This is a genomic window from Haemophilus sp. HN_Hi10 (assembly GCF_049821985.1).
GTDB lineage: Bacteria > Pseudomonadota > Gammaproteobacteria > Enterobacterales > Pasteurellaceae > Haemophilus > Haemophilus influenzae_D.
This window is the reverse complement of the sequence record NZ_CP187495.1, coordinates 1,702,356-1,721,759: the sequence shown is the minus strand read 5'-3', so window position 1 is coordinate 1,721,759 and position 19,404 is coordinate 1,702,356. Positions and strand designations below refer to the sequence as shown.

The following is a 19,404-nucleotide window of genomic DNA, read 5'->3' as shown; positions in this document are numbered from 1 at the left end:
GCGGTTAAAAAATTTAATGTTTTTCAACCGCGCTTTTTATTATGGTATCAATAGATTTGGCACAAATGTGATGATTTGTGGGAAAATCGTGATTAATACTAATGTGACGAAAACGGGAATCAAGAACGGTAATACGCCTTTGGTTACCGTGGAAACTGACATATTTCCTACACGAGCAACAACAAAGAGAGCCATTCCCATTGGTGGGGTAAGAATACCAATCATCATATTTAATGTGGTCATTACACCAAAGAAGATTAAGTCAATATTAAATTGCATCGCGATAGGAATAAGCATTGGTAATACTAAAAATTGTAATGCTAGGGCATCAATGAACATTCCAAGAAAAAGTAACAGTGCGTTAATCATTACCAATACGGTTAAAGGTGAATCGGCAACGGCAACAAACACATTAGCAACACGCATTGCGACTTGTTCACGGGCAATCATATCGCCAAAGAAAGTCACGGTCATAATCATTAAGGCGACTACGCCTGTAATTGCCATTGCTTCTATGCAACTATTAAATAAGCTTTTTAAGGTTAATTCTTTATACACAAATTTACCAATAATTACAGAGTATGCGGCTGCAACAATGGCAGATTCTGTTGGACTGAATAAGCCTGAAAAAATACCACCGATAATTAATAACGGCGTTAAGATTGCCCAAAAAGATTGTTTAAAGCTGCTGCAAAGTTGTTCTTTCGTAGCTTTTGGTGTACGTGGATAACCTCGTTTTTTTGCAATGCGATAATTCATTGCCATTAAAGCTAAAGTAATTAATACACCGGGAATAAAACCTGCAATAAAGAGTTTTGCGATAGATTCATTGGCAATGACACCGTAAATAATCATTGCAATACTTGGCGGAACTAATGGCCCAATAATACAAGAAGCAGCAGTAATTCCTCCGCAAATATCATCGTCATAACCAGCATCACGCATTGATTTGATTTCCAATTGACCTAAGCCCCCCGCATCAGCAAGTGCTGAACCTGACATACCAGAGAACAATAAACTTGCGCCGATATTAACGTGTCCCATTCCTCCTGTGTAATGACCGAGTAAGGCTTTAGCGAAATTAAAAATACGTTCGGTAATCCCACCTGTATTCATTAGAATGCCCGTTAAAATATAAAATGGCACGGCAAGTAATGGGAAGCTGTCTAGGCTATAGACTAATTTTTCAGTTGCGGCATTTACGACATTCCAACGTGTCATAGAAAAATAAAGTAGAGTAGCAATAAATAAGGACCAACCTACAGGGACACCGATAAACATAATGATGAGCCAAACGAGTAAGGCGACATAGACTGAACTTGAACCGAGTTTTATATAATTGCTAATGCGCAATACTTTGAACCAATCTGGTGCGAAAAATAAAATCGCAAATAAAATGACCGCACTTATGATAAAGAAAGTCGCAGGTAAATAGCTTTTCCCTGTCTTAAAGTTTAGGGTTTGCGCTTGGATAAAGCGAAACATCATTAATATTGCGATAACAGGCAGTGCTGCGAAAATCCATTTTTCAGAAATGCCTCCTAAGGCATCAATAGGGAATGATGCGCCGTTAAAAGTACGAATACCGAAATGAATAAATAAGAAAATACATACAAAGACTAATAATTGTACAAAAGTATTTGTGAATTTTCTGATTTTTTCAGGCATTAGATTAGTTAAAAAATCAATAAATACGTGTTCTTGTTTTCTCACAGCAACGCTGATACCCAACATACCCACGTAAACAAATAAGAGCTTGGCGAGTTCTTCACTCCAAATTAACGGAGAATGAAAAACTTGGCGTGAAAGAATTTGAGCGATAAGAATACCGAAAATGGCAATAAATAATGTGCCACCCAGCCATTCTTCAAGCTTATTAATATATTTCATACTTCACTCCGTTTAATGAAGAATAAGGGAATGTAGTGTGCCATTACGGCACACTAAAGAGGGATTATGGATTGATTGCTTCAATTTGTTTTAAAGCTGCTTCACCTTTTTGACCCGTTTGTTTTACAAACTCAGCATAATATGGTTTCATTGATGCTTTAAATGGGACAAGATCAGGATGTGTAATTTTCACACCTTGTTTTTCAAAGAATGTGACTAAATCTTTTTCTCCATCTACGAATAATTTAGTGTGATATTTTGCTGCATTTTCGGCAGCATCTTTTACGACTTTTTGAAGATCTTCAGGGAGTTCTTTATAAGTCTCGTTGCTTACTAAATAAAGTTGGTCATTCAAAATGTGGTTAGTCATTGCTAAGAACTTTTGCACTTCATAGAATTTTTGTGCTTGCACTGCTGCTAACGGATTTTCTTGACCATCGACGGCATTCGTTTGTAACGCAAGATAAACTTCAGAAAATGCCATTGGTGTTGGCGATGCACCAACATATTTAGCATAGGCTAAGTTTGTTGCAGCATTTGGCACACGAAGTTTTAAGCCTTTCATATCTGCAATACTGTTGATTGCACGGTTTGAAGTCGTTTGGCGAGTACCGTTATAAGCTTGGGAAAGTAAAGTAACGCCAAGATCTTTATCCATTTTTTTAATTAAATCTTTACCAAATTCTGTATCGAATAAGGCTTTTTGTGCAACATTGTAGTTGCTAATAACATAAGGTAAGGCAAATACTGCTGCTTCAGGGTAAAACAACTGGAAGCGAGCAGATTCTGCAAAGGTGAAGTCGAGAGAACCGTCTTTTAATTGTTTTAACATTGCACGGTCATCACCCAATTGTGAACTTGGATAAAGTGAAATTTCAATTTTACCCTGTGATTTTTCTTTGACTTCTTTGGCAAACATTTCTGCTGCTTTATATTCATTTGATGAAGTTCCAGCATTCATACCGAATTTCAAGTCATAATCAGCGGCAAGAACAGCAGAAGATACGCCTAAAGAAATGGCTGTGGCAAGGAAAAGTTTTGTCAATTTCATCATATTCGCTCCTGTGTGAACTTATGTTGGAAAGGGTTATATATTAACCCCGTAATATGAGAATCAATTCAGGCAAAAAATGTATGTTTTCTCCCCCAAAATAGGATTCGAGAGCAATTCTAAGAGTAAAAAAACAAATTTAAAATAGTTTTACGAGTTTTATTTCAAAAATGAGAAGTTGATCACATTTGTGAAAAAACACTTCAAAAATATTCTTTAAAATGGCATTTCTTTTTCATATAATAATGTTAAATGATGAAAATATAAGCATATTACAATTTATAAAAGATTGTTTTATGTGGATTAAATTAATTTTAAAGTGATTTATTCAGATTTAAATGAGGGGTGTTATATGTCTAAATTATCTTATCAAGAAGTGCTTTCCCAAATTCAATATGGTCTTATTTCTTCTTGCCAACCTGTCGATGATGGCCCAATGGATAAACCTGAAATCGTTTCTGCTATGGCTCAGGCTTCGGTTATGGGCGGAGCTTCTGGCTTACGTATTGAGGGTGTTGATAACCTTAAAGCAACCCGTCCTTTTGTGAATGTTCCGATTATCGGAATTGTAAAACGTGATTTGCCTGATAGTCCCGTGCGTATTACGCCGTTTTTACAAGATATTGAAGATCTAGCCAATGCAGGCGCGGATATTATTGCAGTAGATGGCACGAGCCGTCCGCGTCCTGTGGATATTGAAAGTGCGGTGAAAAAAATCCACGAAATGGGCTGTTTGGCAATGGCAGATTGTTCTAATTTAGAAGAAGGCCTGTATTGTAAAGCACTTGGTTTTGATATTGTCGGTAGTACGATGTCGGGTTATACAGGTGGCTCAGTGCCAAAAGAACCTGATTATCAATTAGTAAAAGATTTAAAAGCAGCGGGTTGTTTTGTGATGGCTGAGGGGCGTTATAACACGCCTGAATTAGCAAAAGTGGCAATTGAAATTGGCGCAGATTGCGTGACTGTAGGTTCAGCCTTAACTCGTCTTGAACATATTGTGAGTTGGTTTGCTAATTCAGTGAAATCTGCAAGATAGTCGTAAGACGTGTGAGAAAAGACTTTATACTATAAGGATAAGTTATGCGTTGTTTAGCACTAGACATTGGTGGGACAAAAATTGCTGCGGCGATTGTAAAAAATGGCGAAATTGAGCAACGTCAGCAAATTCATACACCACGTGAAAATGTGGTGGAGGGAATGCACCAAGCGTTAGGCAAATTGCTTGCTGATTATGAAGGGCAGTTTGATTATGTAGCGGTGGCATCTACGGGGATCATCAATAATGGTATTTTAAGTGCATTAAATCCGAAAAACTTAGGCGGCTTGGCGGAATTTCCACTTAAAGCGAGTATTGCAAAACATACGGATAAACCAATTGGTTTATTAAATGATGCACAAGCTGCGACTTATGCGGAATATCAATTGCAAAATTCTGAACAGGTATCAAATTTCGTTTTTATTACCGTTTCAACAGGAGTTGGCGGTGGCGTTGTATTGAACCAAATTTTGCAGACAGGTTCTCGTGGTATTGCTGGGCATATTGGTCATACATTAGCGGATCCAAATGGTGTGATCTGTGGTTGTGGGCGTCGTGGTTGTGTCGAAGCGGTTGCTTCAGGGCGAGCAATTGAAGCGATTTCTTCCCAATGGGAAGATCCGTGTGAGCCAAAAGAAGTGTTTGAGCGTTTTAGAAAAAATGATGAAAAAGCGACCGCACTTGTCGAGCGTTCTGCGAAAGCCATTGCTAATTTAATTGCAGATTTAGTGATTAGTTTAGATATTCAAAAAATCGCGATTGGTGGTAGTGTAGGATTAGCTGAGGGATATTTACCTTTGGTCGAAAAATATTTACAAGATTTTCCTTCAATATATTGTTGTGAAATTGAATCCGCTAAATTTGGACAAGATGCAGGTTTAATTGGCGCAGCTTATTGGGTAAAAGATGTTTTACTGGATAAGCCTGAAGGAACAATTTATGGCTAAATCGGGAAATGTGTTAAACAGAATTGGCTTGCTTTACCAGAGCTTAACTAAATCAGAGAAAAAAATTGCCGATACGATTTTGCGTTCGCCTGATTTGGTCTCTCAATGCCCCCTTTCAGAAATCGCTAAACATTTGGAAGTTGGAGAAGCTACGCTTGTCCGTTTTTGTCGAACCATTGGCTTTAAAGGTTTCAGCGATTTCAAACTAGAGCTTTCTATTGAACTTGCGACGAAAGATAATCAAGATGAAAGCGTACTTGAAACAGAAATTATGCCAAGTGATGATTCGCTCACTATTGCACAAAAATTGCAAGCCGCAGTTGCTAATGTAATGGAAGAAACGATTAATTTACTTGATTTAAAACAGCTTGAAGAAGTCGTTAAAGTACTTAAAAAAGCACGTCGTATTTTTTTATTTGGTGTGGGTTCATCTGGCGTAACGGCGGAAGATGCTAAAAATAAGCTGATGCGTATTGGTTTTCAAGTGGATGCTTCAGGTAATAATCATTTTATGTATATGCAGGCAGCATTACTTACGTCTTCTGATGTGGCAATTGGTTTAAGCCATTCTGGTTATTCTGCTGAAACGGCACATACCATCAAAATTGCAAAACAAAATGGTGCAACAACAGTGGCATTGACGCATAGTTTGCGTTCCCCCGTGACAGAATATGCTGATTATGTTTTGGTAAATGGTAATAAACAAGGCAAGTTACAAGGCGATTCTATTGGCACCAAGATCGCACAGCTTTTTGTATTGGATTTAATTTATGCTTTGTTAGTGCAGGGCGAAGAAGAAATTGCCGCTCAAACTAAACAAAAAACTCTCAATGTAATTCTTGAACAACGTATAAAATAGGAGAAAACTTATGCGTGATTTAAAAGGTATTTTCAGTGCATTATTAGTGTCATTTAATGAAGATGGCACCATTAATGAAAAAGGTTTACGCCAAATCATCCGCCACAACATCGACAAAATGAAAGTGGACGGCTTATATGTGGGCGGTTCAACAGGCGAAAACTTTATGCTTTCAACGGAAGAGAAAAAAGAAATCTTCCGCATTGCAAAAGATGAAGCAAAAGATCAAATCGCACTAATTGCTCAAGTGGGCAGCGTAAACCTAAAAGAAGCAGTTGAATTAGGTAAATATGCAACAGAATTAGGCTATGATTGCTTATCTGCAGTTACTCCGTTCTACTACAAATTTAGTTTCCCTGAAATTAAACATTATTACGACACCATTATTGCTGAAACGGGCAATAATATGATCGTGTACTCTATTCCGTTCTTAACTGGCGTGAATATGGGCATTGAACAATTTGGCGAGCTTTACAAAAACCCGAAAGTATTAGGGGTAAAATTCACAGCAGGTGATTTCTACTTATTAGAACGTTTGAAAAAAGCTTATCCAAACCACTTAATTTGGGCTGGTTTCGATGAAATGATGTTACCTGCAGCTGCACTTGGTGTGGATGGTGCAATTGGTTCAACCTTTAACGTAAACGGCGTTCGTGCTCGTCAAATTTTTGAATTAACCAAAGCAGGTAAATTAACTGAAGCATTAGAAATTCAACATGTAACCAACGATTTAATCGAAGGCATTTTAGCGAACGGTTTATATTTAACCATCAAAGAATTGCTTAAATTAGAAGGGGTGGATGCAGGTTATTGCCGTGAGCCAATGACAGCAAAAGCAACAGAAGAACAAGTTGCAAAAGCAAAAGAATTGAAAGCGAAATTTTTGTCATAAATATTTAAATTAGAAAAAACTTACCTTCCCCCTGTTTTATTCCGTTACAAACAGAATAACAAGTCAGTAAGAATTTCCCTTCCCCTGTTTACGGGGGAAGGTACCCGAAGGGCGGAAGGGGGCAACTTCTATTGCTTTGTCGTAAATTATTGGAGCAAAAGAATTTCTTTTTAAAAATAAGATAGAAAATTACCGCACTTATAATGATCCTTTGGTGTAGGGGGGGCAGTCCAGCCTACGATATGAATAGGATCATTACGGTCAATAATAAAGGAAGGCTAATATGCGTTTTATTCCGCTACAAACAGAACAACAAGTCAGTTGTTGGGCTGCACAACATATCATCAATCGTATCAATGATTTTAAACCTACCGCCGAGCGTCCTTTTGTATTGGGGTTACCTACTGGTGGTACACCACTAAAAACTTATCAAGAACTGATTCGACTTTATCAAGCAGGCAAAGTGAGTTTCAAACATGTAGTGACTTTCAATATGGATGAATATGTGGGTTTACCAGAGGAACACCCTGAAAGTTACCACAGTTTTATGTATAACAATTTTTTCAATCATATTGATATTTTACCTGAAAATATCAATATTCTTAACGGCAATACCGATGACCATAATGCAGAATGCCGTCGTTATGAAGAAAAAATTAAATCCTACGGCAAAATTCATCTGTTTATGGGGGGGGTTGGTGTGGATGGACATATTGCATTCAATGAACCTGCCTCTTCATTAAGTTCTCGCACCCGCATTAAAACACTCACACAAGATACATTAATTGCAAATTCACGCTTCTTTAATAACGATGTTACTCAAGTGCCGAAATATGCTTTAACCATTGGTGTTGGCACATTATTAGATGCAGAAGAAGTGATGATTTTAGCAACAGGACATCAAAAAGCACTGGCAGTGCAAGCTGCCGTTGAAGGCAGTATTAACCATTTATGGACAGTCAGTGCATTACAAATGCACCGTCATTTCTTGCTCGTTTGTGATGAAGCTGCTCAACAAGAGTTAAAAGTGAAAACCGTGAAATATTTTACTGAATTAGAAGGTGCGGTTGCTGGGACTTATTACAGCGATAAATAACCTATCATTTTTACAATCAGTCGTTTTTCTTAAAAAATTTGGAAGGTATAGAATGAAATACGCATTAACCAACAGTGTGATCTACACTAAATATGAAATTCTACGAGATTATGCGGTAGTAATTGATGGCGAGACTATTGAAGCAGTGATCCCGCAAACTGAATTAGAAAAGGACATCAAAACCATTGATTTACAAGGTAATAATTTAACTGCTGGTTTTATTGATCTGCAATTAAATGGCTGTGGTGGCGTGATGTTTAACGACCAAACTAGCGTTGAAACCTTGGAAATTATGCAGGAAACTAACTTAAAATCAGGTTGTACAAGTTTCCTTCCCACTTTTATTACTGCGCCTGATGAAAATATAAAAAGTGCGGTGAAAATTATGCGTGAATATTTAAACAAGCATAAAAACCAAGCACTTGGTTTACATATTGAAGGGCCTTATCTCAGCATTGAGAAAAAAGGCGTGCACCGTCCCGAATATATTCGTGAAATTACGCCAGAAATGAAAGATTTTCTCTGTGAAAATTCGGATGTCATTACAAAAATTACCATTGCCGCAGAAAATCCAACTATTAACTATACGCCCGATTTTGTGGAAGCGGGCATTATTGTCTCTGTAGGGCATTCCAACGCAAGCTATGAGGTGGCTAAAGCCGCATTCCATAAAGGTGTAACTTTTGCGACTCACTTGCATAATGCAATGTCGCCAATTAGTTCTGGGCGTGCAATGGGTGTCGTGGGAGCTGTGCTAGACAGCGATATTTACACAGGCATTATTGTTGATGGTATTCACGTGAATTACGGCAATGTTCGCATTGATAAAAAAATCAAAGGCGACAAACTTTGTATTGTGACTGACTCCATTGCAGCCGCAGGTGCACCGCCAGAACTAGAAAGTTTTACCTTTGTAGGAAAAACAATTTATATCAAAGATGGGCGTTGCTATGATGCGAATGGCACGATTGCAGGGGCATCAATCACAATGATGGAATCCATTAAAAATGCGGTAGAATATGTTGAAATTCCTCTTGCGGAAGCCATTAGAATGAGTAACCTTTACCCAGCTCGTGCAATTGGTATAGATGATCGTTTAGGTTCGGTAGAAAAAGGTAAGATAGCAAACTTAGCAGTGTTTACGCCAGATTATAAAGTGATCGGCACAGTAGTAAATGGAAAGTGGAAAGAGAGTAAATAGTAAAAGCCTAAATAGCTAATTGATTTAAAAATCTGTGATATACGTCACAGATTTTTTATTAATATTTTGTAATTTTTGGAAGCCTTTCGATAATCATTTATTTGACAAAAGGAAAAATATTATGAAAATCATTAAGCAAGCAAGCAAGCAAGCAAGCAAGCAAGCAAGCAAGCAAGCAAGCAAGCAAGCAAGCAAGCAAGCAAGCAAGCAAGCAAGCAAAATAATCTAACCCGACTTTCTTTAATCAGCCTGCTTCTTTCTACTTCTTTTTATCCTGTTCAGTTTTTTGCGATTGATCAGTCAATATGTAAAAAAGATGGAGATAGTATCGCTTGTGGTTCTGGAGCAAAAGCAATCGTTCGTTCTGTTGCATTTGGATTGAACGCTGATGCCTCGGGACCGGATACTGTTGCTGTTGGAAGTGAATCCAAAGCCATTAAACAACTTGCTATAGCCGTAGGAAATGAAGCCAATGCTTCCGGTTCAAATTCACTTGCCATAGGTGCGAGTGCTAAGGCTGGCGAATATTTGAGTCTTGCCATTGGAGAAGGGGCGAAATCTTTAGGTAAGGATTCTACTGCGATAGGAGCATATTCAGAAACGGGAGTTAATGGGGAAGGCATTGCTATTGGCACGCATGCAAAAGCGTTAGGAAAACGAAGTATGGCGTTGGGTCGATGGTCTGAAGCGAATGAAGAATATAGTATTGCTTTAGGACATGAGAGCAAAGCCCTAGGCGGATACGGTTCTATTGCTGTTGGTCTGCTTAGTAAAGTTGAAACAGTTGAGGCGTATAATAATGAATATGGAAATAGTAAAAAATAGATCTTGAAGCCTTAAAGAAATCTTATGTTAGACAATCTGGCAGTACTGCCATTCTATCCAATTCAATTACTAGCCCAACAAGAACTCTTTCAAAAACACCAGAAGAATTAGAAAAATTTATGGAAAAACCTATGCTGCAACAGCTTTTGGGATGCATTCATCTTCACATGCACTAACGGCTTCTGCTTACGGCACATATAGTACCGCAATAGGCAGATATTCAACGGCTTTGGGGAGTTCCAGTACAGCAGTAGACGAAGACAGTACTGCGGTGGGGAATCGTTCTTTAGCATATGCTAAAGAATCAACAGCTTTAGGAGCTTATGCTAAGTCTGTTGCCAAACATTCTGTTGCTGTAGGTTATATGTCCTTTGCAGATCGAGAAAACAGTGTTTCTGTTGGTGATTCATCAACTAATTTCCGCCGCCAAATCGTTAATGTCGCCGATGGCACAGAAGAATGATGCAGTAAATGTTCGTCAGTTAAATGCGGTAGAAACTAAAATTGGTCAAGTGAATAATCAATTTGCTCAAGTTGATAATAAATTCACTCAAGTCAATAACCGTTTAGATAATACAGACAATAAACTGGGTCAAATTGATAACCAATTTACTCAAGTTAATAATAACTTTACACAAGTTAATAATCGTTTAGATGGTACAGAAACTAAACTTGGACAAATTGATAATCAATTCACTCACGTAAATACGCGTTTAAATCGAACAGATTTACGTATTAACCGAGTTGGTGCAAGTGCTGCGGCGTTGGCTTCATTAAAACCTGCACAATTAGGCGAAGATGATAAATTTGCGTTATCTTTAGGTGTAGGAAGCTATAAAAATGCGCAGGCGATGGCAATGGGTGTAGTGTTTAAGCCAGCTGAAAATGTGTTGCTTAATGTAGCGGGGAGTTTTTCTGGTTCGGAAAAAACTTTTGGTGTAGGTGTTTCTTGGAAATTTGGTAACAAATCCAAACCTGCGGTTTCAACACAAAGTGTGGTCAATTCTGCGGAAGTTTTGCAATTGAGACAAGAAGTAGTGATGATGCGTTCTCAACAAGTAGAAACCGAAAAAAACTGCATAAACAAGCTGAAATGGAAAGCGAATTGAAACAGTTACGTCGAGAATTACTTGAATTGAAAAAAGCATTGAAGAAATAAGAGAAAAAGGCGGAACAATTATTCCGCCTTATTTGTTTGATCTGCCATTTTAATAGTTATCATTTTTATCTATAATATAAAAACCAAGTTAATTACTAGGAGATAGATATGGCAAAAGATGAAGTAGGGCATAATTTTCTTGCACGTTTAGGTAAAACTCGTTTGCGTCCAGGTGGTAAAAAAGCGACAGATTGGTTAATAGCCAATGGCGATTTTAGCCAAGATAAAAAAGTGTTAGAGGTTGCCTGTAATATGGGGACGACTGCAATTGGATTGGCGAAGCAATTTGGTTGCCATATTGAAGGTGTTGATTTAGACGAACATGCGTTAGCAAAAGCACAAGCAAATATCGAAGCAAATGGCTTGCAAGAAAAAATTCATGTGCAGCGTGCGAATGCGATGAAGTTGCCTTTCGAGGATGAAAGTTTTGATATTGTCATCAATGAAGCGATGCTCACGATGTTACCCGTGGAAGCGAAGAAAAAAGCCATTGCAGAATATTTTCGAGTGTTAAAACCAAATGGTTTATTGCTTACTCACGATGTTATGCTGGTGGGGAATGATCATCAAACTATTCTAGAAAATATGCGAAAAGCGATTAACGTGACTGTCACGCCATTAACGAAAGATGGATGGAAAGGCATATTCCAAGAAAGTGGCTTTAGATATGTAGATACTTTCTCTGGCGAGATGACATTACTTTCTCCAAAAGGAATGATTTATGATGAAGGAATTTTCGGTACGTTAAAAATCATCCGTAATGCGATGAAAGCGGAAAATCGTGAGCAATTTAAAAGAATGTTCAAAACCTTTAATGATCCTGAACATAAATTACATTTTATTGCTGTATGTAGTCAAAAATAATATAAAAATGAACCGCACTTTGATTTGCACCTTAATGAGTAAGCTTATTTGTTTAGTTTTGGGGTGCAGATCATTTATATTAATTTATTTATTCTGGAATCGAATGATGGGGATTAATGATGTAAAAAAACAAATGATTGTATGGTCAATACCTACAACAATTGCTTGGGCGATAAGTGGTAGTCTCGTCATTATTGCTAATTTGATTTGGGGAAATGATGGTTCTGTAATAGATCTTATTTTTCCACTAGGAATTTTGGCATTAATTATGGGATATGTTCAAGTTCAGAATAAAACATTATAGCGATAAAAACGCAGTGCGGGAGAATAGTCTCCCGTCTTTTCTTGCAGATAAAACAATATTTGACTAACTTTCTTTTTCTCAATATTTTATCTTCATTTATCTTCTTTATTACAAATATGCAACTTGACAAATACACTGCCAAAAAAATTGTTAAACGTGCAATGAAGATCATTCATCACTCTGTAAATGTAATGGATCACGACGGTGTGATCATTGCGTCGGGAAATTCAACGCGTTTGAATCAACGGCACACAGGAGCGGTGTTGGCGTTGCGGGAAAATCGTGTGGTAGAGATTGATCAAGCGTTGGCACAAAAATGGAATTTTGAAGCACAACCAGGGATTAATTTACCGATTCATTATTTAGGCAAAAATATTGGAGTGGTGGGGATTTCTGGTGAGCCAACTCAGGTGAAACAATATGCCGAACTAGTGAAAATGACGGCAGAACTTATTGTGGAACAACAGGCTTTACTCGAACAAGAAAGCTGGCATCGTCGTTACAAAGAAGAATTTATTTTACAATTATTACATTGCAATTTGAATTGGAAAGAGATGGAACAGCAGGCGAAATTTTTTTCTTTTGATTTAAATAAATCTCGTGTGGTTGTATTGATTAAGTTACTTAATCCAGCCCTGGATAATTTACAGCATCTGATCAATTATTTGGAACAGTCTGAATTTGCACAGGATGTGGCAATTTTGTCCCTTGATCAGGTTGTGGTCTTAAAGACTTGGCAAAACTCCACCGTACTTTCTGCTCAAATGAAAACGCTTTTACCTGCAGATTATTCAAAACAAGATTATAAAATTGCTGTAGGCGCTTGTCTAAATCTACCGCTTTTTGAGCAGCTTCCCTTGTCTTTTCAAAGTGCGCAAAGCACGCTTTCTTATGGATTAAAACATCATCCACGCAAAGGTATTTATGTGTTTGATGAGAATCGATTGCCTGTGTTACTTGCTGGATTATCCCATTCTTGGCAAGGGAACGAATTGATAAAACCCCTTTCTCCCCTTTTCTCAGAAGAAAATGCGACACTTTATAAAACCCTTCAACAATATTTTTTATCAAATTGTGATCTTTATCTCACTGCGGAAAAATTATTTGTTCACCCGAATACTTTGCGTTATCGATTGAACAAAATAGAGCAAATAACTGGCTTATTTTTCAATAAGATAGATGATAAATTAACGCTCTATCTCGGAACGTTGTTAGAACATTGAGGTTGTATAACTTTACAAAGTTTGATGATTTTTAACCGCACTTTTTGTTTGCTCTAATAAAGCATTTCCCCTATAAAACAGAAATAATCTCCTTGGTTTTAATTTTTATAGGAGAGAAAAAATGACAACAGTCTCAGCAATAGGTGCGTTGGTGGCGTTAATCGTTGCTATCTTCCTCATTTTGAAAAAAGTCTCACCAGCTTATGGTATGTTGGTGGGAGCTTTGGTTGGAGGCTTAATTGGTGGTGCGGATTTATCGCAAACAGTGAGCCTAATGATCGGTGGCGCACAGGGTATTACTACTGCGGTTATGCGTATCTTAGCTGCTGGTGTGTTGGCAGGCGTGCTGATTGAATCGGGTGCAGCAAATTCCATCGCGGAAACCATTACTAATAAATTGGGTGAAACTCGAGCTTTACTCGCCTTGGCACTAGCGACGATGATTTTAACTGCGGTGGGTGTGTTCGTGGATGTGGCAGTGATTACTGTTTCACCAATTGCTTTAGCGTTATCGCGTCGCAGCGATTTATCGAAAGCTGCAATTTTGCTCGCCATGATTGGCGGTGGTAAAGCTGGTAATATTATGTCGCCAAACCCAAATGCCATTGCGGCAGCAGATACTTTTCATTTGCCACTCACTTCCGTGATGATGGCTGGTATAATTCCCGCACTATTTGGTTTGATTCTCACCTACTTCTTAGCAAAACGCTTAATCAACAAAGGTTCTAAAGTGACTGACAAAGAGGTAATCGTGCTTGAAACGCAAAATTTACCTTCATTTCTGACCGCACTTGTCGCACCTTTAGTGGCAATTTTGCTATTGGCACTTCGTCCATTGTTTGATATTAAAGTTGATCCATTAATTGCATTGCCGTTAGGTGGCTTGATTGGTGCGCTTTGTATGGGCAAACTTCGCAATATAAATAGTTATGCTATCAATGGATTGAGTAAAATGACACCCGTGGCAATTATGTTACTTGGTACAGGCGCGCTTGCTGGCATCATTGCTAATTCTGGTTTAAAAGAAGTATTGATTCAAGGTTTGGAACATTCAGGTTTGCCATCATACATTCTTGCACCAATTTCAGGGGTGTTGATGTCTTTAGCGACAGCTTCTACCACGGCAGGTACTGCGGTGGCATCCAATGTGTTCAGTAGTACCTTGTTAGAACTTGGAGTTAGCAGTCTTGCTGGTGCAGCAATGATTCATGCAGGGGCGACCGTATTTGATCATATGCCACATGGTTCTTTCTTCCATGCTACAGGCGGTAGTGTGAATATGGATATCAAAGAACGTTTAAAACTTATTCCTTATGAAAGTGCGGTCGGTTTGATGATGACCATCGTTTCTACCTTAATTTTTGGCGTATTTAAATTCTAGGAGTTGTTATGAAATTTGTGATTGCACCTGATTCTTTTAAAGAAAGTTTGACCGCACTTGAAGTAGCTACCGCCATTGAAACAGGCTTCAAACGTGTATTCCCCGATGCGGACTATGTAAAATTGCCAATGGCAGATGGGGGCGAAGGTACAGTTCAATCCCTTGTGGATGCCACGCAAGGCAAGCTCATTGAATGTGAAGTCACCGCGCCTTTGGGTGACAAAGTGAAAAGTTTCTTCGGTTTATCGGGAGATGGAAAAACCGCGATTATCGAAATGGCAGCAGCTTCTGGTTTACATCTTGTTCCGCCTGAAAAACGCAATCCCTTGCTTACCACCAGTTACGGCACAGGGGAGTTGATTAAACTGGCATTAGATTTAGGCGTAGAGAGTTTCATTCTTGGCATTGGCGGTAGCGCAACCAACGATGGTGGTGTAGGAATGTTGCAAGCACTAGGGATGCAATGTTTAGATTCGCAAGATAAGCCTATCGGTTTTGGTGGAGCAGAGCTAGCAAATATTGTGAAGATTGACGTTCAACAATTAGATCCACGTTTGCAACAAGTTCACATTGAAGTAGCGTGCGATGTGAATAATCCGCTCTGTGGTGAATGTGGCGCATCTACCATTTTTGGACCACAAAAAGGTGCAACGTCTGAAATGGTGAAACAACTTGATGCTGCACTTTCGCATTTTGCTGAAATTGCCGAACGTGATTGCGGTAAACAAATTCGTGATCAGGCTGGCGCAGGTGCTGCTGGTGGTATGGGTGGTGGATTGCTATTATTACCAAGCGTACAACTGAAAGCAGGTATACAAATTGTGTTAGACCGGTTACGTTTAATCGACTATGTAAAAGATGCTGATGTGGTGATTACGGGTGAAGGGCGAATAGATGCACAAAGTATTATGGGTAAAACGCCAATTGGTGTGGCACGTACGGCAAAACAGTTCAATAAGCCAGTGATCGCCATCGCAGGGTGTTTGCGTGAAGATTATGATGTGGTGTTTGATCACGGTATTGATGCGGTGTTTCCTATTATTCACCAACTTGGCGATTTATCGGATATTCTCAAACAAGGCGAACAAAATTTAATTTCTTCCGCTCAAAATGTGGCGAGAGTACTGGCATTTAAATTTCATTAATAAATAAGGCTTGTTTTAAATTCGAGCCTTATTCCATGATTATTTATTTTGTGATGTTGAATAATTTCTTGCACCAAAAATCGCAGTACCAATGCGTACCATTGTAGAACCGCATTTTATTGCGCTCGGCATATCATCGGTCATTCCCATAGAAAGCGTATCTATTTGTTGATTTGGTAAGGCTTGTTTCAGTTGTTCAAATAGGTCTGACATTTTTCTGAACACGGCTTCTTGTTCAGCGATTTTATCGGTCGGCGCGGGTATTGCCATTAAGCCACGTAGGCATAAGTGCGGTAAATTTTCGATGTGTTTTGCCAGTGTTAGCATTTCTTCAGGTTGGAGGCCTGATTTACTTTCTTCATCGCTGATATTAATCTGAATTAATACATTCAATCGAGCCTTGTTGGTCGGTCGTTGTTCATTTAAACGATCTGCAATTTTTGCTCGATCAAGTGTTTGCATCCAATCAAAATGTTCTGCAACAAGACGGGTTTTATTCGATTGTAATGGACCAATAAAATGCCATTCAAGGTTAATACCTTGAGATTCAAAATATTGGATCTTTTCTACACCTTCTTGCACATAATTTTCCCCAAAGGCTATTTGCCCAGCTTGATAAGCCGAAAGAATCGCGGAAATAGGTTTGGTCTTAGATACGGCAAGTAATTTTACGGTATTTTGATTGCGTTTAGCTTCTTCGCAAGCCATTTCAATTTTTTGCTGAATTAGGTTGAGATTATGCTGGATATTCATAGGTTCTCCTTTATAAAAGTGCAGTTAGTTTACACGAAATTTATTGGTTGAGAAAATTTCTGAAAAATTTGTTACTTTCTGTTTGACAAGCTCGGGAAATTTCGGTATTTCTTTACGCATTCATTTTTCAAGATAAAACATAATGAAAAATAACCGCACTTTATCCGTAATCATTAGCACAATTACCACTATTATGATGACCATTATTACAATTAATGGTGCGGGTTAGTGCAGCAAAAAACAGGATACTGAAAACCCGCAATTCAACTGAATAGCGGGTTTTTTTATAAATTTAAAAACACAATATCTCTAGGAGAACCAATTATGCGCGTACTTAAATTTGGCGGCACTTCGCTTGCAAATCCGGAACGTTTTTCCCAAGCGGCGAAATTGATCGAGCAAGCTCATTTAGAAGAGCAGGCTGCTGGTGTTTTATCAGCACCAGCCAAAATAACTAATCATCTCGTCGCCCTTTCTGAAAAAGCTGCATTAAATCAACCAACCGATACACATTTCAACGAAGCAATCGAAATTTTCTATAATATCATCAATGGCTTGCATACCGAAAATAATCAATTCGACTTAAATGGCACCAAGGCGCTTATTGATGCTGAATTTGCTCAAATCAAAGAATTATTAGAAGAAATTCGTCAGGCAGGAAAAGTAGAAGATGCAGTTAAAGCGACCATTGATTGCCGTGGTGAAAAACTTTCTATCGCAATGATGAAAGCTTGGTTTGAAGCGCGTGGCTATAGCGTACATATTGTGGATCCTGTCAAACAATTATTGGCAAAAGGCGGTTACCTTGAATCTTCTGTTGAAATTGAAGAATCAACAAAACGTGTTGATGCAGCAAGTATCGCAAAAGATAAAGTGGTGCTGATGGCAGGCTTTACTGCGGGTAATGAAAAAGGTGAGTTGGTGCTGCTCGGTCGTAATGGCTCAGATTATTCTGCAGCCTGTTTAGCCGCTTGTTTAGGCGCAAGCGTATGTGAAATTTGGACTGATGTGGATGGCGTTTATACTTGCGATCCGCGTTTAGTGCCTGATGCACGTTTATTACCAACGCTTTCTTATCGTGAAGCAATGGAACTTTCTTATTTCGGTGCGAAAGTCATTCATCCTCGTACGATTGGCCCATTGTTGCCACAAAATATTCCTTGTGTCATTAAAAATACAGGAAATCCTTCTGCACCAGGTTCTATTATTGATGGCAATGTGAAATCAGAAGGTTTACAAGTTAAAGGTATTACTAACTTAGACAATTTGGCGATGTTTAATGTGTCAGGTCCGGGAATGCAAGGCATGGTAGGGATGGCATCTCGTGTCTTTTCAGCTATGTCAGGCGCAGGTATTTCAGTTATTTTAATTACTCAGTCTTCGTCTGAATATAGTATTAGTTTCTGTGTGCCTGTGAAATCTGCAGAAGTAGCGAAAACTGTATTAGAAACGGAGTTTGCTAATGAATTAAGCGTGCATCAATTAGAACCAATTGAAGTGATTAAAGATTTATCCATTATTTCTGTTGTGGGCGATGGAATGAAGCAAGCGAAAGGCATTGCTGCTCGTTTCTTCTCGGCATTAGCACAGGCAAATATTAGCATTGTAGCGATTGCACAGGGTTCTAGTGAACGTTCAATTTCTGCAGTTGTGCCGCAAAATAAAGCAATTGAAGCAGTGAAAGCTACCCATCAGGCACTTTTCAATAATAAAAAAGTCGTGGATATGTTTTTAGTGGGCGTTGGTGGAGTAGGCGGAGAATTAATAGAGCAGGTAAAGAGCCAAAAGGAGTATTTAGCAAAGAAGAATGTTGAAATTCGTGTCTGCGCTATAGCAAATTCTAATCGTATGTTGCTTGATGAAAATGGATTAAATTTAGAGGATTGGAAAACCGATTTAGAAAATGCGACTCAGCCATCAGATTTTGATGTATTGCTTTCTTTCATTAAATTACATCACGTGGTAAACCCTGTATTTGTAGATTGTACTTCGGCAGAATCTGTCGCAGGGCTTTATGCTCGTGCGTTAAAAGAAGGTTTCCATGTGGTTACACCAAATAAAAAAGCGAATACACGAGAATTAGCATATTACAATGAATTACGTCAAAATGCTCAAGCAAGCCACCATAAGTTTTTGTATGAAACCAATGTGGGCGCAGGTTTACCAGTTATTGAAAATCTTCAAAACTTACTTGCCGCAGGCGATGAACTTGAATATTTTGAAGGTATTTTATCTGGCTCGCTTTCCTTTATTTTTGGTAAATTAGAAGAAGGACTTTCTCTTTCAGAAGTTACCGCACTTGCGCGAGAAAAAGGCTTTACTGAGCCAGATCCCCGAGATGATCTTTCTGGACAAGATGTAGCGCGTAAATTATTAATTCTGGCTCGTGAATCAGGAATTGAACTTGAACTTTCCGATGTTGAGGTTGAAGGTGTATTGCCGAAAGGCTTTTCTGAAGGAAAATCTGCAGATGAATTTATGGCAATGTTGCCACAGCTTGATGAAGAGTTTAAAGCTCGTGTTTCCACCGCTAAAGCTGAAGGCAAAGTATTGCGTTATGTTGGAAAAATTCGCGAAGGTAAATGCAAAGTATCTATTGTTGCAGTGGATCAGAATAACCCACTTTATAAAGTAAAAGATGGCGAAAATGCCTTAGCATTTTACACTCGTTATTACCAACCTATCCCACTTTTATTACGTGGTTATGGCGCAGGCAATGCAGTTACTGCGGCAGGTATCTTTGCAGATATTTTAAGAACATTACAACATTAATAA

The 19,404-nt window shown here is 38.5% G+C and carries 17 protein-coding genes, 1 pseudogene and 1 other annotated feature; of the genes and pseudogenes, 15 read left to right on the top strand and 3 right to left on the bottom strand.

The features are described 5' to 3' along the window. Positions 1 to 39 precede the first annotated feature (39 nt). Together siaT and siaP are read right to left on the bottom strand one after the other, a co-directional pair. Positions 40 to 1,890 carry a sialic acid TRAP transporter substrate-binding protein SiaT gene (gene siaT / locus ACPT8Q_RS08550; protein ID WP_038439053.1) on the bottom strand — a complete coding sequence of 617 codons (1,851 nt, stop codon included), beginning with the start codon at positions 1,888 to 1,890 and terminating at the stop codon, positions 40 to 42. Positions 1,891 to 1,954: 64 nt separating this feature from the next. Then, complete coding sequence (siaP, locus tag ACPT8Q_RS08545; protein WP_005691499.1) at positions 1,955 to 2,944, bottom strand: sialic acid TRAP transporter substrate-binding protein SiaP; 990 nt, start codon at positions 2,942 to 2,944, stop codon at positions 1,955 to 1,957. Between the two features lie 349 nt (positions 2,945 to 3,293). On the opposite strand from siaP, the gene ACPT8Q_RS08540 reads away from it, so the two are divergent. The 14 genes and pseudogenes from ACPT8Q_RS08540 to ACPT8Q_RS08475 all read left to right on the top strand — a co-directional run bounded on the left by ACPT8Q_RS08540 (position 3,294) and on the right by ACPT8Q_RS08475 (position 15,876). Further along, the gene (locus tag ACPT8Q_RS08540; RefSeq protein WP_005648624.1) at positions 3,294 to 3,980 is read left to right on the top strand and encodes a putative N-acetylmannosamine-6-phosphate 2-epimerase; all 687 of its coding nucleotides are present in this window, start codon (positions 3,294 to 3,296) and stop codon (positions 3,978 to 3,980) included. A gap of 44 nt (positions 3,981 to 4,024) precedes the next feature. Then, complete coding sequence (locus ACPT8Q_RS08535; protein ID WP_050948542.1) at positions 4,025 to 4,927, top strand: N-acetylmannosamine kinase; 903 nt, start codon at positions 4,025 to 4,027, stop codon at positions 4,925 to 4,927. Further along, the gene (locus tag ACPT8Q_RS08530) at positions 4,920 to 5,786 is read left to right on the top strand and encodes a MurR/RpiR family transcriptional regulator (RefSeq protein ID WP_050846807.1); all 867 of its coding nucleotides are present in this window, start codon (positions 4,920 to 4,922) and stop codon (positions 5,784 to 5,786) included. Before ACPT8Q_RS08535 ends, ACPT8Q_RS08530 begins: the two co-directional genes overlap by 8 nt. Before the next feature lie 10 nt (positions 5,787 to 5,796). Further along, positions 5,797 to 6,678 (top strand): N-acetylneuraminate lyase, encoded by an 882-nt coding sequence (gene nanA, locus ACPT8Q_RS08525; RefSeq protein WP_050948541.1) that lies wholly within the window; start codon positions 5,797 to 5,799, stop codon positions 6,676 to 6,678. Between the two features lie 283 nt (positions 6,679 to 6,961). After that, positions 6,962 to 7,774, top strand: a complete 813-nt coding sequence (gene nagB, locus ACPT8Q_RS08520) for a glucosamine-6-phosphate deaminase (RefSeq protein WP_050948540.1) — start codon at positions 6,962 to 6,964, stop codon at positions 7,772 to 7,774. 52 nt (positions 7,775 to 7,826) lie between these two features. Next, positions 7,827 to 8,975, top strand: coding sequence for an N-acetylglucosamine-6-phosphate deacetylase (gene nagA, locus ACPT8Q_RS08515; RefSeq protein WP_050948539.1), 1,149 nt, complete (start codon positions 7,827 to 7,829; stop codon positions 8,973 to 8,975). A gap of 243 nt (positions 8,976 to 9,218) precedes the next feature. After that, on the top strand, positions 9,219 to 9,800 hold the full coding sequence (locus tag ACPT8Q_RS08510) for a hypothetical protein (RefSeq protein WP_366663783.1): 582 nt from the start codon (positions 9,219 to 9,221) through the stop codon (positions 9,798 to 9,800). Positions 9,801 to 9,951: 151 nt separating this feature from the next. Next, on the top strand, positions 9,952 to 10,263 hold the full coding sequence (locus tag ACPT8Q_RS08505) for a hypothetical protein (protein ID WP_050948537.1): 312 nt from the start codon (positions 9,952 to 9,954) through the stop codon (positions 10,261 to 10,263). After that, positions 10,247 to 10,909: a YadA C-terminal domain-containing protein gene (locus tag ACPT8Q_RS08500; RefSeq protein WP_230306505.1), complete on the top strand. Its 663-nt coding sequence runs from the start codon at positions 10,247 to 10,249 to the stop codon at positions 10,907 to 10,909. The genes ACPT8Q_RS08505 and ACPT8Q_RS08500 overlap by 17 nt, the downstream gene beginning before the upstream one ends. Before the next feature lie 158 nt (positions 10,910 to 11,067). After that, positions 11,068 to 11,823, top strand: a complete 756-nt coding sequence (locus ACPT8Q_RS08495; RefSeq protein ID WP_050848306.1) for a class I SAM-dependent methyltransferase — start codon at positions 11,068 to 11,070, stop codon at positions 11,821 to 11,823. Between the two features lie 88 nt (positions 11,824 to 11,911). Then, a pseudogene (locus tag ACPT8Q_RS08490) lies at positions 11,912 to 12,127 on the top strand (GntP family permease); the annotation flags it as partial. 116 nt (positions 12,128 to 12,243) lie between these two features. Continuing rightward, positions 12,244 to 13,350, top strand: a complete 1,107-nt coding sequence (locus tag ACPT8Q_RS08485) for a PucR family transcriptional regulator (RefSeq protein ID WP_105882829.1) — start codon at positions 12,244 to 12,246, stop codon at positions 13,348 to 13,350. Positions 13,351 to 13,471: 121 nt separating this feature from the next. Then, positions 13,472 to 14,731, top strand: coding sequence for a GntP family permease (locus tag ACPT8Q_RS08480; RefSeq protein WP_005658366.1), 1,260 nt, complete (start codon positions 13,472 to 13,474; stop codon positions 14,729 to 14,731). A gap of 8 nt (positions 14,732 to 14,739) precedes the next feature. Then, the gene (locus tag ACPT8Q_RS08475) at positions 14,740 to 15,876 is read left to right on the top strand and encodes a glycerate kinase (RefSeq protein ID WP_021034965.1); all 1,137 of its coding nucleotides are present in this window, start codon (positions 14,740 to 14,742) and stop codon (positions 15,874 to 15,876) included. A 39-nt stretch (positions 15,877 to 15,915) separates the two neighbouring features. On the opposite strand, the gene ACPT8Q_RS08470 is transcribed toward ACPT8Q_RS08475, so the two are convergent. Next, positions 15,916 to 16,629, bottom strand: coding sequence for a YggS family pyridoxal phosphate-dependent enzyme (locus tag ACPT8Q_RS08470; protein ID WP_425622267.1), 714 nt, complete (start codon positions 16,627 to 16,629; stop codon positions 15,916 to 15,918). Between the two features lie 170 nt (positions 16,630 to 16,799). After that, positions 16,800 to 16,918, top strand: a sequence feature (Thr leader region). Positions 16,919 to 16,953: 35 nt separating this feature from the next. On the opposite strand from ACPT8Q_RS08470, the gene thrA reads away from it, so the two are divergent. After that, positions 16,954 to 19,401: a bifunctional aspartate kinase/homoserine dehydrogenase I gene (thrA, locus tag ACPT8Q_RS08465; protein WP_050948533.1), complete on the top strand. Its 2,448-nt coding sequence runs from the start codon at positions 16,954 to 16,956 to the stop codon at positions 19,399 to 19,401. The last annotated feature ends 3 nt before the right edge of the window (positions 19,402 to 19,404 follow it).

Coding starts and splice junctions, on each gene's coding strand:
- ACPT8Q_RS08475 (WP_021034965.1), top strand. CDS start 14,740: ATGAAATTTGTGATTGCACCTGATTCTTTTAAAGAAAGTTTGACCGCA.
- nagB (WP_050948540.1), top strand. CDS start 6,962: ATGCGTTTTATTCCGCTACAAACAGAACAACAAGTCAGTTGTTGGGCT.
- ACPT8Q_RS08500 (WP_230306505.1), top strand. CDS start 10,247: ATGGCACAGAAGAATGATGCAGTAAATGTTCGTCAGTTAAATGCGGTA.
- ACPT8Q_RS08535 (WP_050948542.1), top strand. CDS start 4,025: ATGCGTTGTTTAGCACTAGACATTGGTGGGACAAAAATTGCTGCGGCG.
- siaP (WP_005691499.1), bottom strand. CDS start 2,944: ATGATGAAATTGACAAAACTTTTCCTTGCCACAGCCATTTCTTTAGGC.
- nagA (WP_050948539.1), top strand. CDS start 7,827: ATGAAATACGCATTAACCAACAGTGTGATCTACACTAAATATGAAATT.
- nanA (WP_050948541.1), top strand. CDS start 5,797: ATGCGTGATTTAAAAGGTATTTTCAGTGCATTATTAGTGTCATTTAAT.
- siaT (WP_038439053.1), bottom strand. CDS start 1,890: ATGAAATATATTAATAAGCTTGAAGAATGGCTGGGTGGCACATTATTT.
- ACPT8Q_RS08540 (WP_005648624.1), top strand. CDS start 3,294: ATGTCTAAATTATCTTATCAAGAAGTGCTTTCCCAAATTCAATATGGT.
- ACPT8Q_RS08505 (WP_050948537.1), top strand. CDS start 9,952: ATGCATTCATCTTCACATGCACTAACGGCTTCTGCTTACGGCACATAT.
- ACPT8Q_RS08485 (WP_105882829.1), top strand. CDS start 12,244: ATGCAACTTGACAAATACACTGCCAAAAAAATTGTTAAACGTGCAATG.
- ACPT8Q_RS08480 (WP_005658366.1), top strand. CDS start 13,472: ATGACAACAGTCTCAGCAATAGGTGCGTTGGTGGCGTTAATCGTTGCT.
- ACPT8Q_RS08530 (WP_050846807.1), top strand. CDS start 4,920: ATGGCTAAATCGGGAAATGTGTTAAACAGAATTGGCTTGCTTTACCAG.
- ACPT8Q_RS08470 (WP_425622267.1), bottom strand. CDS start 16,629: ATGAATATCCAGCATAATCTCAACCTAATTCAGCAAAAAATTGAAATG.
- ACPT8Q_RS08495 (WP_050848306.1), top strand. CDS start 11,068: ATGGCAAAAGATGAAGTAGGGCATAATTTTCTTGCACGTTTAGGTAAA.
- thrA (WP_050948533.1), top strand. CDS start 16,954: ATGCGCGTACTTAAATTTGGCGGCACTTCGCTTGCAAATCCGGAACGT.